Raw genomic sequence first — 14331 nt, forward strand, 5'->3', positions numbered from 1 at the left:
CCGTCGTGCTGACCGCCGACGTGCTCAGCCGCATCTATGAGCACCCGGTGGAGGTGGTGCGGGCGGGGTCGCCGGAGCGGCTGGTCGTGCTGCCCCGCCATGCGGCCGGGGGCGGGGCCTGACGGCGGGGGCCGGCCGAACCGGGTAGAGTGACTCCGACATCCCGTGTTCGGAGGTTCGAGTCATGCCGTGGGTCGTGAGCGTCTTCCTTGCCATTCTCTTGTGCGGCGGCGCGCTGCTCGTCGGGCGGGCTGCGCGGGCGGCGGCGCAGCCGGGCACCCCGGAGCGGATGCGGGGCGCCATCATCATGGGCGTCGCGGCGCTGGTGTTCGTTGCGTGGGTCGGCGTGCACACCGCGCTCCGCTCGGTGAAGCCGATCGAAGCGGGGCACGTCGGCGTGGTGTACCAGTTCGGCGAAATCGTGGGCCAGAAGCCGGAAGGGCTGCAGTTCATCTGGCCGTGGCAGGACCTGCGGGTCGAGAGTGTGCAGGTCCAGCGCTACCGCTTCGAGAACATCACGGCGTTTTCGCAGGAGACGCAGGACGTCTTCTTCATCGCGACGCTGAACTATTCGGTCTCGCCCTCGGCGGTGCAGACGCTGTTCCGGACGGTGGGGCCGCGCTGGTTCGACCGCCTGATCGAGCCGCGGGTGCTGAACTTCTTCAAGGAGGAGACGGTGAAGTACTCGACGGTGGACGTCGGCCCGAACCGGGAGAACATCCGGTCGGCGGTGCGGGCGCGGCTGGCGGCTGAGCTGGCGCCGTTCTCGATCGAAATCAACGACCTGCTGATCGACAACATCGAGTTCAGCGCCGAGTTCAAGGCGGCGATCGAACAGAAGCAGATCGCCACGCAGGACGCACTGCGGGAGCAGGAGCGCGTGCGGCAGCGGCAGTTCGAGGCGCAGCAGCAGATCGAGCTGGCGCGGGGCGAGGCGGAGTCGATCCGGGTGCGCGCGGAAGGACAGGCGGAGGCGAACCGGCTGCTCTCGCAGTCGCTGACGCCGGAGGTCATCCAGTTCCAGGCGCTGCAGAAGCTCGGCGACAACATCCAGATCGCGCTGCTGCCCTCGGGGCAAGGGATCATCCTCGACCCGACGACGCTGCTGGGGCAGGCGGGCGCGAACCGGTGAGGCTGGCGCGCGGAGCGCCGGGCGGGCCGGGACTGGTACGCTTTCCTGATGCTCGCTGCGCCCGCGCGCCGCAACCTCCGCCTGCTGTACGGGTTCTGGTTCCTGCGGGAGTTCCAGCTCTGGATTCCCGTGTGGATCGTGTACCTGACGCTGGAGCGCGGCTTTTCGTTCAGCCAGATTACGGCCGCGGAGAGCGTCTACCTGCTCGGGGTGCTGGCGCTCGAAGTGCCGACCGGGGCTATCGCGGACCGCTACGGCCGGCGGGTGTCGCTCGGGCTGGGGGCGGTCAGCCTCGCGTCGTCGGTCACGGTGTTCGCGTTCACGACGTCGCCGGTCGTGCTGTTCGTCTCGTTCGCGTGGTGGGCGGTGGCGACGACACTGATGTCCGGGGCGGATATGGCGCTGCTGTTCGACACGCTGAAGGCAGCGGGGCGGGAGCACGAGTATGAGCGGCTGGCGGGCCGGGGCCAGGCGATGTCGTGGAGCGGGGTCGGGCTGGCGACGCTGTTCGGGGGGCCAGTCGCGGCGGTGCTCGACATCCGGGCGACGATCCTGATCGGGGCTGCGACCTGCCTGGCTGCGGCGGCGGTCGCGTTCGCGCTCTGGGAGCCGCCGCGGGCGGCGGTGGAGCGGACCGGCGGCATGCGGGGCTACGTCGGGACCATCGGCGCCGCGTTCCGGGATGCGTGGCAGGCGCGGGCGGTGCGCTACGTCCTGCTCCTCTTCGGCGTGACGGTGGCGGGGCTGGAGACGGTCCATTACCTGGTGCAGCCGTACCTCGTGGAGAACGGCGTCCGGGTCGGGACAGCCTTCTCGCTGCTGCAGGTGCCGCTCTTCGCTGCAGGGATGGGCGGAGCGCTGCTGGCGTCCCGGGTCGAGCGGGGCGCGGGTCCGGTGCGGGGGCTGCTGCTGCTTTCCGCCGTCGGCATGGCGATGCTCGGAGCGCTGGCGCTGGCGCCGTCGCTCTGGCTCTACTGGGCGCTGCCGGTGCTGATGGCGGCGAATTCGTGCGCGTGGCCGCTGATGACGGGGGCGGTGAACCGGCAGGTTTCCTCGGAGCGGCGGGCGACGGTGCTGTCGATCGGGAGCATGACCGTGAGCGTGGCGATGGCGGTGCTGGCGCCGGTCATCGGCCTGATGGTCGATGCCTGGGGAACGGGCGCCGCCTTCGGCCTCGGCGCGGCGGCGACGGCGGCGGGCATCGCGCTGTTCGGCGCGCCCGCGCTGGCGGCATGGCGGGAGCGCGACGGCGCGGCTGCCGCAGCGGCGGCGAGCCCGGCGGCGGGAACGTAACCGACTCCCGCGGGAGAATGGCGAACGCCCCTCAGACGTTCGACGATGACCCCAGGGAGGCGTTATGACCGGGCTGTTCGATATTTCGGGGAAAGTCGCGCTCGTGACGGGCGGCTCGCGCGGCATCGGGCTGATGATCGCGCGCGGGTTCGTGGAGGCGGGCGCGAAGACGTACATCTCCTCGCGCAAGGCGGATGCCTGCGCGGAGGCCGCAGCTGAGCTGTCGAAAATCGGCACCTGCATCGCCATCCCGGCAGACCTCGGGACGGAGGCGGGCTGCCGCTACCTCGCGGACGAGCTGGCAAAGCGGGAGGAGCGGCTGCACATCCTCGTGAACAACGCCGGGGCGAACTGGAACGCGCCGCTCGCGGAGTTCCCGGACGAAGCGTGGGACAAGGTGATGAACCTGAACGTGAAGGGCGTGTTCCACCTGACGCGGTTCCTCGTGCCGCTGCTGGAGAAGGCGGCGAGCGACGAAGACCCGGCGCGGGTGATCAACATCGGCTCGATCGACGGGCTGCAGGCGCCGGGCTTCGACACCTACGCGTACTCGTCGAGCAAGGCGGCAGTGCACCACCTGACGCGGCACCTCGCGCAGAAGCTCGCGCCCAGCCGCATCACGGTGAACGCGATCGCGCCGGGGCCGTTCGAGAGCAAGATGATGGCCGAGACGCTGCGGCGGTTCGGCGACAGCATCAAGGCGAGCAACCCGCTGGGCCGCATCGGCGTGCCGGAGGACATGGCCGGCACGGCCATCTACCTCGCATCGAAAGCGGGCGCCTACGTGACCGGGGCGGTGATCCCGGTGGACGGCGGCATGTCGACCCGCCACCAGTAGGCGGGGGCCCTTAGAAGGCGAAGGGGTCGGAGCGGGCGCGCCGGCTGGCGCGGTCGGCGAAAAAGACGACGGCGAAGAGCAGCAGGACGACGGCGGCGAGGATGCCGCCCGCGGTGGCGAACGCCCAGGCCGGCGGGCGGAAGTCGGCCGGGGTATCGCGGAAGGCGATGATGCCGCCGAGGACGATGGCGACGGCGCCGGCCGCGCCGAGGATGCCGCTCGTAACGAACAGCTCTGCGGCGACGAGGGCGAGGCCGAGGCCGATGAGGACGAGGCCGGCGGTATCGACGGGCAGCAGGCCGAACCCGAGAAACCCGAGGATGATGGCGATCGCCCCGGCGACGCCCGGGACGCCGAGGCCCGGGGCGTACAGCTCGATGATGAGCGCGAGGAAGCCGATGGAGAGGAGGAGGGAGGCGATCGTGGGGTCGGCGATGAACGCGAGGAACCGCTCCCACGGGGTCATCTCGAGGTCGACCCGCGGGGCTTCGGCGAGGCCGGTGAGCGTGGCCGTGACGCCGGGCCGGAGGGTGACGGTGCGTCCTTCCGACCGGCGGAGGAGGTCATCGAGGTCGGCCGCGACGAAGTCGACGACGTTCAGCTTCGCGGCGTCGTTTTCGTTGACGGCGACGGCCTCGCGGACGGCCTGCTCGGCCCAGTCGGCGTTGCGGCCGCGGAGCTCGGCGATGCCGCGGATGTAGGCGACGGCGTCATTCTCGATCTTCTTGCCGAGGGTGCCTTCGATGTCGGAGCCGTCGGCGTTGATGGCGGCGGCGGCGCCGATGGCGGTGTTCGGCGCCATGGCGGCGATGTGGCCCGCCATCGTGATGAAGGTGCCGGCGCTGGCGGCGCGCGCGCCGATGGGGGCGACGTAGACGGCGACGGGGACATCAGCGCGGCCGATGCGCTGGACGATCTTGCGCATGGAGGAGTCGAGGCCGCCGGGGGTGTCGAGCTCGAGGACGACGAGGCGGGCGCGCTGCTCTTCGGCGTCGGAGATGACGCGGTCGATGTACCGCTCCATGATCGGGCCGACGGTGCCGTCCACCCGCGCGACGACGACGCCGCCTTCGGGGGTGTCGCTGCCGGCGCAGGCAGCGAGCAGGCCGAGGGCGACGGCAGCCGCCGCGATGATTCGCCGCATCATGGTTCGAGTATAGCCGGGGGCGGCGGCCGCTTCTCCGGCAGGTTCGGGCGGGCGATACTGGCGGCATGACGGCGATGGCGATGGCCCGGCCGGCGCAGGGCCGCAGCCTGCGGAATGCGGTGGAGCTGGTGACGGCGCTCACGAGCCGGGACCTGCGGCTGCGCTACCAGGGGAGCGTGCTGGGCTGGGCGTGGTCGCTGGCGCGGCCGCTCGCGCTGGGCGCGGTGCTGGCGTTCGCGCTCGGGCGGGTGCTCGGCACGGGCATCACGGCAGAGTTCCTGCTGGCGGGGCTGTTCCCGTGGTTCTGGTTCCAGGGCGCGGTGCAGGGCGCGGCCGGCAGCTTCATCGGCAACGGCGGCCTGCTGAAGAAGGTCCGCTTCCCCCGGGCGGTGCTGCCGCTCAGCACGGTGCTGGGGGCGACGCTCCAGTTCGCGCTGTCGCTGCCGGTCCTCATCGGGTTCGTGATCGCGGCGGGGAACGGGCCGACGGCGGCGTGGCTCGGGCTGCCGCTCATCTTCGCGCTCCAGCTGGGGCTGGTGACGGGGATCGGGCTGTTCGTGGCGAGCGTGACGGTCTACTTCCGCGACCTCGAACACATCACCGAGGTGCTGCTGACGCTGCTCTTCTACGCGACCCCGATCATCTACAGCGCCGACCTCGTGCCGGAGGGCTACCGCTGGCTGACGTACGCGAACCCGCTCGCGCCGATCATGGAAGGGTGGCGGGGCATCCTGCTCGATGGCGCGATGCCCGCGGCAGACCACCTCGCCGCCTCGGCGGGGCTGACCGCGCTGGCGCTGGCGGCCGGCTGGGGGGCGTTCCGGCGGCTGGAGGACGGGTTCGCCGATGCCATCTGAGGGGGAGGTCGTGCTGGCGGCGCGCGGCGTCTCGCGGCGCTACCCGCTCGCGGTCCCGGGGCAGGCGCTGAAGACGACGCTGCTCCATCCCGGGCAGGCGTTCGCCGCGTGGCGGCACCGGCAGCGGCGGGAGCTGTGGGCCGTGCGCGACGTCTCGTTCGAGGTCCGCCGGGGCGAGTTCTTCTCGATCGTGGGGGCGAACGGGAGCGGCAAGAGCACCCTGCTGCGGCTGCTGGCGGGACTTTCGAAGCCCACGAAAGGGACGGTCGAGCTGCGCGGTCGGGTGAGCACGCTGCTGGAGCTGGGGAGCGGCTTCCACCCGCAGGTGAGCGGCCGGGAAAACGTCATCATGAACGGGCTGCTGATGGGGCTGACGAAGCGGGAGATGGAGGCGCTGCTGCCGGGCATCGTCGAGTTCGCGGGGCTGCGGGAGTTCATCGACCAGCCGATGCGGACCTACTCGTCCGGGATGTACGTGCGGCTGGGCTTCGCGATTGCGGCGTTCATGGACCCGGAGATCCTGCTGGTCGATGAAGTGCTGGCGGTCGGCGATGCGAAGTTCCAGGAGAAGTGCTACGACCATATCGCGAAGCTGCAGGCGCGGGGCGTGACGATCGTGATGGTCTCGCACGACCTCGGCGCGGTGGAGCGGTTTTCGGACCGGGCGGCGCTCATGGAGCGGGGCCGGATGGTGGCGATCGGCGCGCCGCGGAAGGTGGTCGGCCTCCACCTCGAGCGGCTGGCCGAGACGTCGCCGGAGATCCGGCAGGCGATCGACGAAGGGATGGCAGCCGACGAGGAGCGGGTGCGGCGGCTGCTGGAAGAGGACCCCGAGTGGGCGGCGGCCTTTGCGTCGGCGCTGGAGCAGAACCCGGCCTTCCACGAGAAGCTCCGGCAGCAACAGGCCGGGCAGGGAGCAGGGAGCGATGCGCGGGCGGATTGAGCGGATTCGGACGGCCTGGCGCGAGATGAAGGCCCTGCTGCGGGAGGATGTCGAGCTGCAGGCGCAGTGGCCGCGGACGTTCGGGCTCATCCGGGCGGACCGGCCGGCGTGGTTCACGTTCCTCTATCTGCTGTTCGCGGTCCACATGTTCCCGGCGGTCGTGCTCTACCGGGTGCAGGTGTTCCTCTACGAGAGCGGGTTCCCGCGGCTGGCGACGCTCGTTTCGCGGCTGAATTCGTTCCTGTTCGATGTGACGATCGGCAACCACGTGCGTGCGGGCGGGGGGCTGCTGATCGCGCACGGGCACGTGGTGCTGGACGGCTGGACGCGGATCGGCCGGCGGGTCGAGATCAACCCGTTCGTGACGCTGGGCATCGGCAACAGCTCGCGGAAGCCGTTCGAGCTCTGGGGGCCGGAAATCGGCGACGACGTGAACATCGGGACCGGCGCGAAGATCGTCGGCCGGATAAAGATTGGTGAGGGGGTGAAGATCGGGGCGAACGCGGTGGTGGTGAGCGATATCCCGGCCTTCCACACGGCGGTCGGGGTGCCGGCGCGGGCGATCCCGGGCGGCCGGCGGCGGGAGACGGAGCGGTGGGAGCCGCCGAAGGCGTGAGCACCCCGCGCATCGCCATCCTGACCGTGACGACGAACGCGGCGGCGCACCTGCCGGCGTACCTCGATGCGCTGGAGCGGGTGACCTACCCGGCGTGGGAGTTGTGGGCGGTCGACAACGGTTCGAGGGACGGCTCGGCGGCCATGGTGCGCGAGCGGATGCCGGGGGCGCGTGTGCTGGAGAACGGCGAGAATCTCGGTTTCACCGGGGCCTGCAACCGGGCGCTCCGGGAGATCCTTGCGCGGCCGGACATCGGCTACGTCCTCTTCCTGAACGACGACACGGAGGTGACGCCGGGCTTCCTCGAGCCGCTCGCCGCGCTGGCCGACGCGCGGACGCTGGTCGCGCCGAAGACCTACCTCGCGGGGCAGCCGGGCATCCTCGACGACGCCGCGGGCGCGTTCGACTGGTGGCGGGGGACGTGGAGGCGGCGGGTGCTGGGGCGGCGGGAGGGGCCGGCTGACTGCTACCCCCACGCCATCGAGACGGCGAACCTCTCCTGCCTGCTGGTGCCGGCGGGGGCGTTCCGGGAGGTGGGGCTGCTCGACGACGCCTTCTTCGTGTACTACGACGACACCGATTTTTGCCGGCGGGCGCGGGCCGCAGGCTACCGGATCTTCTTCGAGCCGCGGTCCGTGGTGTACCACCGGAAGGGGGCCACGCTGGGCGGGCAGGCGAGCGCGTTCGGCTGCTACTACCTCGCGCGGAACCGGCCGTACCTCATCCGCAAGCACCGCGGGCTGCTGCCGTTCGCAGCCTTCTTCGCCTACTATGCGGCGACGCGGGCGGCGCGAATGGGGTTGTGGCTGGGGCAGGGCCGCGCCGACCTCGCGCGCGCGACGGCAGCGGGGATGCGGGATTTCGTGCTGGGGCGGATGGGGCCGCGGCGCTGACGGACGCGGTCAGGCGTCGAGCAGTTCGGTTTCGAGGTCGAGGAGTTCGGCGTCGGGCCGCCACTCCTGCACCGCGGCGGCGATGGCGGCGAGCTGCTCGTCGGCGTGGCGGGCATCGTTCGAGAGCACGGCGGCCGCGATGACGGCGCTCCCGGCTGCGTCGAGGGCGTCGACCTCGGCGACGGCGGCGTTGAAGCGGCTCCGGAGGCGTTCGACGATAGGCCGGACGATGGCGCGCTTCTCCTTCAGCGAGCGGCTGGGGAGCCGGAGGGTGATGCGGAGGACACCGACGGTCACCAGGTGAGTGTAGGGAGCGCGCCCGGCAGGAGCGACGGCTTCAGCGGCGGCGCGGCCGGTCGTCGCGGGGGCCGCCGAGGAGCACCACGAACAGCAGCAGGAGGGCGCCGCCGATGACGAGGGCGGCGATCCAGGCGGGCGACGCGTCGCCGCGGAGCGCCTCGAGCAGCTGAGCGGAGCGCGCCACACCCCGGGAGACGCTGGCAGGGGCGGCTCAGGTTCCCGGCTGCGCGGCGTCGAGGGCGAAGAGGAGGGGCGCGACGCGGCGCATATCGGCGGGCCGGTGGAGGAGGAACCACTCCTCGGCCAGCAGGGCGCGGACGATGCCGGGCGGGAAGATCGCCTCCGGTTCGCCGCCGGGGAGCTGCGAACGGTGGGCGGCGATGGCGGCGAGCTTGGCCGGCGCCGCCGCACGGATGGGGATGCGGAAGTCGGGGGCCTCCACGCCGAGGTCGGCGGCGGCCAGCGCCGGCGGGTCGCCGAGGAGGGGCCGGCAGAGCTCGTACTGCGGGCGGAAGAGGCCGCGCGGGAAGGCGGCGAAGAGGAGCGCCGGCGGCGCCGGCATCGCCTCGACGGCAGCGATGACGGCGCGGTGGAGGGCGAGGTGGTCGGGGTGACCGTAGGCGCCGTCGGGACCGAGGGTGAAGACGAGGTCAGGCTGGCAGGCGTCGATAGCGGCCGCAACGACGCTGGGGAGGCGGGGGAACCGGGCGAGGCCGCCGTCGGCCAGCCGGGGGGAAACGCCGGGGCAGGCGCCGAGCGCGGCGCAGGCGGCAGCCAGCTCGCGGAGGCGGAGCGCGCCGACGTCGGCGGGGCGAACGGCTTCGCCGGTGTAGCAGTTGCCGGCCTCGCCCGCCGAGCAGGCGATGACGGTGCAGGTCCAGCCGGCGCGCGCGGCGAGCGCGAGGGTGCCGCCGACGCTGTAGGCCTCGTCGTCGGGATGGGGAACGAGCGCGAGGATGCGGGGCATGCGCGGATCGTACCGCGGGCGGAGGAATCGTTCGCGGGGGCCGAAAGACAGCGCCGGGCCGAGGTGGTAGATTCTCGGCCGGCCGCGGGAGGGGCTTCGGCGTTCCCCGGCGGCCGCCAAGACCCCTGCACAGGAGTTCGAACAGGAGATGCCCGGGAGACTGGAAGGCAAAGTGGCAATCGTGACTGGCGCGGGCCGCGGCATCGGCCGGGCGGAGGCGCTCGCGCTCGCGCGGGAAGGCTGCCGCGTCATCGTCAACGACGTGGGCGGGAGCGCGGCCGGCGAGGGGAAGGACACGACGCCGGCCGAGGAGGTGGTCGCCGAAATCAAGAAGATGGGCGGCGAGGCGGTCCCGAACTTCGGCGATGTGACCTCGATGGCGGACGGCGAGGCGATCGTGAAGCAGGCGCTCGACACGTGGGGCCGGCTCGACATCCTCGTGAACAACGCGGGCATCCTGCGCGACCGGATCATCTTCAACATGACCGAGGCGGAGTGGGATGCGGTTATCGCGGTCCACCTGAAAGGGCACTTCACGATCACCAAGCACGCGGCGATGGTATTCCGGCAGCAGCGGAGCGGCCGCATCGTGAACACGAGTTCGGAGAGCGGGCTGGGCAATCTCGGGCAGGCGAACTACGCGGCGGCGAAGGAGGGCATCGTCGGGCTGACGCGCACGCTGGCGCTCGACCTCGGCAAGTACGGGGTGACGGCGAACGCGATCCGGCCGCGGGCGGCGACGCGGCTGACGCTGAGCCCGGAGATGGAGGCGGCGCGGGCGCGGCGGGCGCAGCTCGCGGCGCAGGGGCAGGAGCCCGCAGCACCGCAGTCCTCGGCCGAGGAAGCGATTGCGCGCATCGCGTCGATGGCGCCGGAGCTGGTCGCGCCGCTGGTCGTCTACCTCTGCCTGCCGGAAGCGGCGAACGTGAACGGGCGCGACTTCATCGTCGGCGGCGATGAGATCAGCCTGATGAGCCTGCCGACGCGCGAGAAGACGATCTACAAGAAGGGCGGCTGGGACCTGGAGTCGCTCATCGAAGTCTTCCCGGGGACGCTGGGCGCGGGGCTGGTGAACCCGCGGCCGCCGGAGCAGGCGTAGGGTGGCCGGCCGGTTCGACGGCCGGGTGGCGTTCGTGACGGGCGCAGGGTCGGGCATCGGCGAGGCCGCGGCCCTGCGCTTCGCCGCCGAGGGGGCGGCGGTCGCCTGCGCGGATATCAACCGGGAGGGCGCCGAGCGGGTGGCGGCCGGCATCGCCGAGCACGGCGGCCGGGCGATCGCGATTCCGCTCGACGTGACCGACGAGGCGGCCTTCCAGGCGGCGCTCGACCGGACGGTGCGGGAGCTGGGCGGCCTCCACGTGGTGTTCAACAACGCGGGCATCGGCGGCCGCGGGCATTCGTGGGAGCAGACCATCGCAGTCAACCTGACCGGGGTGTACTACGGGTGCTTCCACGGCTGCGCGAAGCTGGCCGAGCTGGGCGGCGGGGCCGTCGTGAACACGGCGTCGGTGGCCGGGCTGAACGGGCTGGTGGGGCCGCCGCTGCCCGGGGCGGAGCGGTCGCCGGTGCTGCCGGGCGCGGGGGCGTACACGGCAGCGAAGCACGGCGTGGTCGGCCTGACGCGGCAGTTCGCCATCATCTACGGGCCGCGCGGGGTGCGGGTGAACGCCGTCGCGCCGGGCTACATCGTGACGCCGATGACGGAAGAGATCCGGAGCATGGAGACGGCGGAGGAGTTCCTCACCGGGCTCCACCCGATCGGCCGGCTGGGGCGGCCGGAGGAGGTCGCGGCGGCGGTCGCGTTCCTCGCCAGCGAGGATGCCTCGTTCGTGACGGGCGCAGTGCTCCCGGTGGACGGCGGCTACGACGCGCGCTGACGCGGGCGGGGTGAGCAGCGGCCCGCCGGGGTAGAATCGGCGGCATGGTGCCGCGGCCGGGGGATTTCGAACCGTGGCTGAACCGGCTGCCCGGCTTCGGCGACGCCCGGGTGGCCTCGATCACGCCGGTCGACGGCGGGGCATCGAACATCACCTGCCGGGCAGAGCTGCTGGGGAGCGGCCCGCGGACCGTCTGCCTTCGGCTGCAGCGCGAGCGCGGCATCTTCGAGCCGTACGACGTCATCCGGGAGGGGCGGGTCATCGCGGCGCTGGCGGGGACGGCGGTGCCGGTGCCGCGGCTGCTCGGGATGGAGCCGGACCCGGCGGTGCTCGGCGCGCCGTTCATCGTGCTCGAGTGGGTCGACGCGCCGCACATGGGGCTGGCGCCGGATGCCGACTTCGACGCCTTCACGCGGATGGTGGCGCGCATCCACGCAGTGGACTGGGCGGCGGCGGGGCTGGCGTTCCTCGGCGTGCCGCGGGGCCCCCGGGAGGCGCTGGAGGCGGAGCTCGCGGCCATCGAACGGCGGATGCTGGCCTTCGGCTGCGCCGGCGAGCCGATGCTGCGGGAGGGGCTGGCGCGGCTCCGGGCAGCGGTGCCGGCTGACGGCCGGCTGGCGCTCTGCCAGGGCGACATCAACGTGTTCAACTACCTCTTCCGGGGCGGCGAGGTGGTCGCGGTGGTCGACTGGGAGCAGGCGAAGATTTCGGATCCGCGGATGGACATCGGGCAGCTGCTGGCGCTCTCCCATTTGAAGGGCGCGCCGTTCGGGCCGGCAGAGCGGATGCCCTTCGCGGTGCGGTACGCGGCGGCGAGCGGGCGCGACCCGGGCGATTTGCGCTGGTTCCGGGCCGCGTGGCTGTGGCAGCTGGGCGTCATCCACTACGGCTGGCGCCGGTACGGCAACGGCAGCGCGCCGTGGTACACGCTGGAGCGGGCGGGCGAGCTGCTCGAGATGGCGCTCGCCGAGCTGGCCTGATGCACTGGACGGCGCGGCTGGCGGCCTACCTCGCGGCGCATCTCCCGGCGGCGGAGGCGGTCGAGGTGGCGAACCCGCGGGCGATGCCGGCCGGCGCGAGCAATGAAACGGTCGCGTTCGACCTCCGGGTCCGGGCCGACGGGCTGACGTGGACGCTGCCGCTGGTGCTCCGGCCGCAGCGGGAAGACGGCATCCTCGCCCCGTACGACGTCGGCCGGCAGTTCCGGGTGCTGCGGGCGCTGGGGGCGACGGCGGTGCCGGTGCCGGCCGCGGCGTGGTTCGAACCGACGGGCGAGGTGCTGGGCACGCCGTTCTACGTGATGGCGCGGGTGCGCGGGGAGACCCTGCCGCTTTTCTGGTACGGGAGGTCGCCGCGGCTGGCGGCAGCGGCGGAGGCGCTCGCCGGCATCCACGCGGTGGACTGGCAGGCCGCGGGGCTCGCGTTTCTCGCTGAGGGGTCCGCCGACGACCCGCTGGAGGCGGAACTCGGGCCGTGGCGGATGCGCGCGGAGCGGCTCCGCATCGGGAGGGCGCCGCTGCTCATCGCGCTGGGCGAATGGCTGCGCGCGAACCAGCCCGCAGACGCGCGCACGGCGCTGCTCCACGGCGACCCGAACCCGGGGAACTACCTGTTCGAGGGCGACCGGGTGGTTGCGGTGGTCGACTGGGAGCTGGCGGGGCTGGGCGACCCGCGCTCGGACCTCGGCTTCTACGCCGCGCTGCAGACGGTCTTCGGCGGGATGGGCGGTCCGCGGGGCGAGACGCTCCTCTCGGAGGCCTACGCGGGAGTGACGGGGCGGCAGCTCACGGCGCTGGAGTATTACGAGGCGCTGGGACTCTACCGCATGGCGGTAGTGATGGCTGGCTGGGCGGGCCGCTTCGGCGCGCTCTCGACGGGGCACACGCTGGAAGTCATCGCGCGGCGGCTCGCGGTGCTGCTCGGCCCGCGATGGGGAGCGTGAACACGAAGGTGGTGCCGCGGCCGAGTTCGCTCGTGGCCCAGATTTCGCCGCCGTGGGCGCGGACGATTTCGCGGGCGATGGCGAGGCCGAGGCCGTGGCCTTTGCGGCCGTCGTTCGATTCGCGCGTGTGCCTGCTGCGGTAGAACCGCTCGAACAGGTGGGGGAGGTCCTCCGGCGGGATGCCCGGGCCCGTATCGCTGACGGCGACCTGCAGGGTCCCGGGCTGGAGGTCGCGGCAGGCGACGCGGACGGTGCCGCCCCGCGGCGTGTAGCGGAGGGCGTTATCGATGAGGTTGTTGAGGACCTGTTCGAGCCGTTCGAAGTCGCCCCGCACGCGGGCAGTGCCGGCGGGCGCGAATTCGAGCGTGACCTGCCGCTCTTCGGCGCGGAGCGAGAAGACATCAGCGAGGTGGGCGAAGAGCTCGCGCAGGTCGACGTCCTCCTGCTCCATCGAAACCTGGCCGGACTCGATGCGGGAGAGGTCGAGCAGCTCCTGGACGAGGCGGAGGACGCGGGCGGATTCGTCGCTGATGATGCGGGCGGAGCGCTGGATGCCCGCGGGGTCGTCGATGGTGCCGTCGAGGATGGCTTCGCTGAAGCCGCGGATGGAGGTGAGCGGGGTCTTCAGCTCGTGGGAGATGTTGGCGAGGAAGTCGCGCAGGGTTTGCTGGGAGCGCTGCACTTCTTCGGTCATGCGGTTGAAGTTGGCAGCGAGGTCGCGGACTTCGCGGGGGCCGGTGGCGGGGACGCGCTGGCGGTAGTTGCCGCGGGCGACGGAGCGGGCGGCGCGGGCGATGTTGCGGAGCGGCGAGGCGACGCTCTGGCTGAAGGCGAAGCCGAGGACGAGGGCGGCGGCGACGCCGATGAGGCCGGAGAAGAGGAGGCGGGGCATGAGGTCGCCGACGATTTCGCCGAGGCTGGCGGCCGGGCGGGCGACGATGATCGCGGCTGCGCCGGTCTCGGCCAGCGCCTGGAGGACTTCGGGCTCGAGGGCCATGGAGACGCAGAGCAGCGGCTCGCGGCCGGGGACATCGAGGCGGCAGCGGCGCGGCTCGAGGGAGGCGGGGGTGCCCGGCGCGGGCGGCGGCTGGCTGACGAGGTCGCGGACGACGGCGTCGTCGAGGGCGAGGTCGGCGGGTGCGGAGGTGAGGCCGGGGATGACGCGGCCGTTCGCATCGACGAGGGCGAGGGCCGTCTCGGCGGAGACGCGGTTGGGACGGCCGAGGAAGCTGCGGAGCGTGAGGAGGAGGTCGTTGGTCGTGGGGACGGGGTCGCCGGGGGCGGTTTCGAGCCGGGCCTGGAGTTCGGCGTTCGCCTGGGCGTTGATGAGGCGGCCGAGGTCTTCGAGGTTGCCGTAGGAGATGTCGTCGCGGTAGCCGCCGATTTGGAGGAAGAGCGAGAGGGCAGCGAGGAAGAGCGTGACGGCGATGATGAAGAGGTAGGTGAAGAGGAGGCGGACCTGGAGGCTACCCATGGCGGCGGTGGGGGGCGGGCTGGCGCGGCCGGGTCATAGCGCTCCGGTCTCC

Annotated in this window: 16 protein-coding genes; 11 read left to right on the forward strand and 5 right to left on the reverse strand. The window is 72.4% G+C overall.

Annotated features, from left to right (window positions below; all coding sequences use genetic code 11):
* The first annotated feature begins 184 nt into the window (after window positions 1–184).
* The 3 genes from O0235_RS04105 (at window position 185) to O0235_RS04115 (ending at window position 3263) form a co-directional block, all read left to right on the forward strand.
* A complete protein-coding gene (locus tag O0235_RS04105; protein WP_270057267.1) occupies window positions 185–1132 on the forward strand; it encodes a prohibitin family protein in 948 nt (315 codons plus the stop codon).
* A gap of 48 nt (window positions 1133–1180) precedes the next feature.
* Window positions 1181–2425, forward strand: a complete 1245-nt coding sequence (locus O0235_RS04110) for an MFS transporter (protein WP_270057268.1) — start codon at window positions 1181–1183, stop codon at window positions 2423–2425.
* Between the two features lie 64 nt (window positions 2426–2489).
* Window positions 2490–3263 carry an SDR family oxidoreductase gene (locus tag O0235_RS04115; RefSeq protein WP_270057269.1) on the forward strand — a complete coding sequence of 258 codons (774 nt, stop codon included), beginning with the start codon at window positions 2490–2492 and terminating at the stop codon, window positions 3261–3263.
* 10 nt (window positions 3264–3273) lie between these two features.
* Here the strand turns inward: O0235_RS04115 and O0235_RS04120 are convergent, their stop codons facing one another.
* Complete coding sequence (locus O0235_RS04120; protein WP_270057270.1) at window positions 3274–4410, reverse strand: NfeD family protein; 1137 nt, start codon at window positions 4408–4410, stop codon at window positions 3274–3276.
* A 65-nt stretch (window positions 4411–4475) separates the two neighbouring features.
* Between O0235_RS04120 and O0235_RS04125 the strand changes: the two genes are divergently transcribed.
* The 4 genes from O0235_RS04125 to O0235_RS04140 are packed head-to-tail and all read left to right on the forward strand — an operon-like array spanning window position 4476 to window position 7719.
* Window positions 4476–5267: an ABC transporter permease gene (locus O0235_RS04125; protein WP_270057271.1), complete on the forward strand. Its 792-nt coding sequence runs from the start codon at window positions 4476–4478 to the stop codon at window positions 5265–5267.
* On the forward strand, window positions 5257–6210 hold the full coding sequence (locus tag O0235_RS04130) for an ABC transporter ATP-binding protein (protein ID WP_270057272.1): 954 nt from the start codon (window positions 5257–5259) through the stop codon (window positions 6208–6210). Before O0235_RS04125 ends, O0235_RS04130 begins: the two co-directional genes overlap by 11 nt.
* Window positions 6194–6826, forward strand: a complete 633-nt coding sequence (locus tag O0235_RS04135; RefSeq protein WP_270057273.1) for a serine O-acetyltransferase — start codon at window positions 6194–6196, stop codon at window positions 6824–6826. The genes O0235_RS04130 and O0235_RS04135 overlap by 17 nt, the downstream gene beginning before the upstream one ends.
* Window positions 6805–7719, forward strand: coding sequence for a glycosyltransferase family 2 protein (locus O0235_RS04140; RefSeq protein WP_270057274.1), 915 nt, complete (start codon window positions 6805–6807; stop codon window positions 7717–7719). The genes O0235_RS04135 and O0235_RS04140 overlap by 22 nt, the downstream gene beginning before the upstream one ends.
* 9 nt (window positions 7720–7728) lie before the next feature.
* Here O0235_RS04140 and O0235_RS04145 read toward each other — a convergent pair whose 3' ends face one another.
* The 3 genes from O0235_RS04145 to O0235_RS04155 are packed head-to-tail and all read right to left on the reverse strand — an operon-like array spanning window position 7729 to window position 8986.
* Entirely contained in the window at window positions 7729–8016 is a 288-nt protein-coding gene (locus O0235_RS04145) for a DUF503 domain-containing protein (protein ID WP_270057275.1), read from the reverse strand.
* Window positions 8017–8056: 40 nt separating this feature from the next.
* On the reverse strand, window positions 8057–8203 hold the full coding sequence (locus O0235_RS04150; protein WP_270057276.1) for a hypothetical protein: 147 nt from the start codon (window positions 8201–8203) through the stop codon (window positions 8057–8059).
* A 27-nt stretch (window positions 8204–8230) separates the two neighbouring features.
* A complete protein-coding gene (locus O0235_RS04155; RefSeq protein ID WP_270057277.1) occupies window positions 8231–8986 on the reverse strand; it encodes a PIG-L deacetylase family protein in 756 nt (251 codons plus the stop codon).
* Window positions 8987–9134: 148 nt separating this feature from the next.
* On the opposite strand from O0235_RS04155, the gene O0235_RS04160 reads away from it, so the two are divergent.
* The 4 genes from O0235_RS04160 to O0235_RS04175 are packed head-to-tail and all read left to right on the forward strand — an operon-like array spanning window position 9135 to window position 12805.
* A complete protein-coding gene (locus O0235_RS04160) occupies window positions 9135–10085 on the forward strand; it encodes an SDR family NAD(P)-dependent oxidoreductase (RefSeq protein ID WP_270057278.1) in 951 nt (316 codons plus the stop codon).
* 1 nt (window position 10086) lies between these two features.
* On the forward strand, window positions 10087–10863 hold the full coding sequence (locus O0235_RS04165; protein ID WP_270057279.1) for an SDR family NAD(P)-dependent oxidoreductase: 777 nt from the start codon (window positions 10087–10089) through the stop codon (window positions 10861–10863).
* 44 nt (window positions 10864–10907) lie between these two features.
* Window positions 10908–11843, forward strand: a complete 936-nt coding sequence (locus O0235_RS04170; protein WP_270057280.1) for a phosphotransferase family protein — start codon at window positions 10908–10910, stop codon at window positions 11841–11843.
* Window positions 11843–12805 (forward strand): phosphotransferase family protein, encoded by a 963-nt coding sequence (locus O0235_RS04175; protein WP_270057281.1) that lies wholly within the window; start codon window positions 11843–11845, stop codon window positions 12803–12805. Before O0235_RS04170 ends, O0235_RS04175 begins: the two co-directional genes overlap by 1 nt.
* On the opposite strand, the gene O0235_RS04180 is transcribed toward O0235_RS04175, so the two are convergent.
* Window positions 12756–14279 carry a sensor histidine kinase gene (locus O0235_RS04180; protein ID WP_270057282.1) on the reverse strand — a complete coding sequence of 508 codons (1524 nt, stop codon included), beginning with the start codon at window positions 14277–14279 and terminating at the stop codon, window positions 12756–12758. The two genes, O0235_RS04175 and O0235_RS04180, sit on opposite strands and share 50 nt — an antisense overlap.
* Window positions 14280–14331: the final 52 nt, after the last annotated feature.

The sequence above is a fragment of the Tepidiforma flava genome, assembly GCF_027594505.1.
Classification (GTDB): domain Bacteria; phylum Chloroflexota; class Dehalococcoidia; order Tepidiformales; family Tepidiformaceae; genus Tepidiforma; species Tepidiforma flava.

What these genes read in the sequence shown, in the direction of transcription:
- O0235_RS04105 (WP_270057267.1), top strand. Translation starts at nt 185, where the DNA reads ATGCCGTGGGTCGTGAGCGTCTTCCTTGCCATTCTCTTGTGCGGCGGC.
- O0235_RS04110 (WP_270057268.1), top strand. Translation starts at nt 1,181, where the DNA reads ATGCTCGCTGCGCCCGCGCGCCGCAACCTCCGCCTGCTGTACGGGTTC.
- O0235_RS04115 (WP_270057269.1), top strand. Translation starts at nt 2,490, where the DNA reads ATGACCGGGCTGTTCGATATTTCGGGGAAAGTCGCGCTCGTGACGGGC.
- O0235_RS04120 (WP_270057270.1), bottom strand. Translation starts at nt 4,410, where the DNA reads ATGATGCGGCGAATCATCGCGGCGGCTGCCGTCGCCCTCGGCCTGCTC.
- O0235_RS04125 (WP_270057271.1), top strand. Translation starts at nt 4,476, where the DNA reads ATGACGGCGATGGCGATGGCCCGGCCGGCGCAGGGCCGCAGCCTGCGG.
- O0235_RS04130 (WP_270057272.1), top strand. Translation starts at nt 5,257, where the DNA reads ATGCCATCTGAGGGGGAGGTCGTGCTGGCGGCGCGCGGCGTCTCGCGG.
- O0235_RS04135 (WP_270057273.1), top strand. Translation starts at nt 6,194, where the DNA reads ATGCGCGGGCGGATTGAGCGGATTCGGACGGCCTGGCGCGAGATGAAG.
- O0235_RS04155 (WP_270057277.1), bottom strand. Translation starts at nt 8,986, where the DNA reads ATGCCCCGCATCCTCGCGCTCGTTCCCCATCCCGACGACGAGGCCTAC.
- O0235_RS04160 (WP_270057278.1), top strand. Translation starts at nt 9,135, where the DNA reads ATGCCCGGGAGACTGGAAGGCAAAGTGGCAATCGTGACTGGCGCGGGC.
- O0235_RS04170 (WP_270057280.1), top strand. Translation starts at nt 10,908, where the DNA reads ATGGTGCCGCGGCCGGGGGATTTCGAACCGTGGCTGAACCGGCTGCCC.
- O0235_RS04175 (WP_270057281.1), top strand. Translation starts at nt 11,843, where the DNA reads ATGCACTGGACGGCGCGGCTGGCGGCCTACCTCGCGGCGCATCTCCCG.
- O0235_RS04180 (WP_270057282.1), bottom strand. Translation starts at nt 14,279, where the DNA reads ATGGGTAGCCTCCAGGTCCGCCTCCTCTTCACCTACCTCTTCATCATC.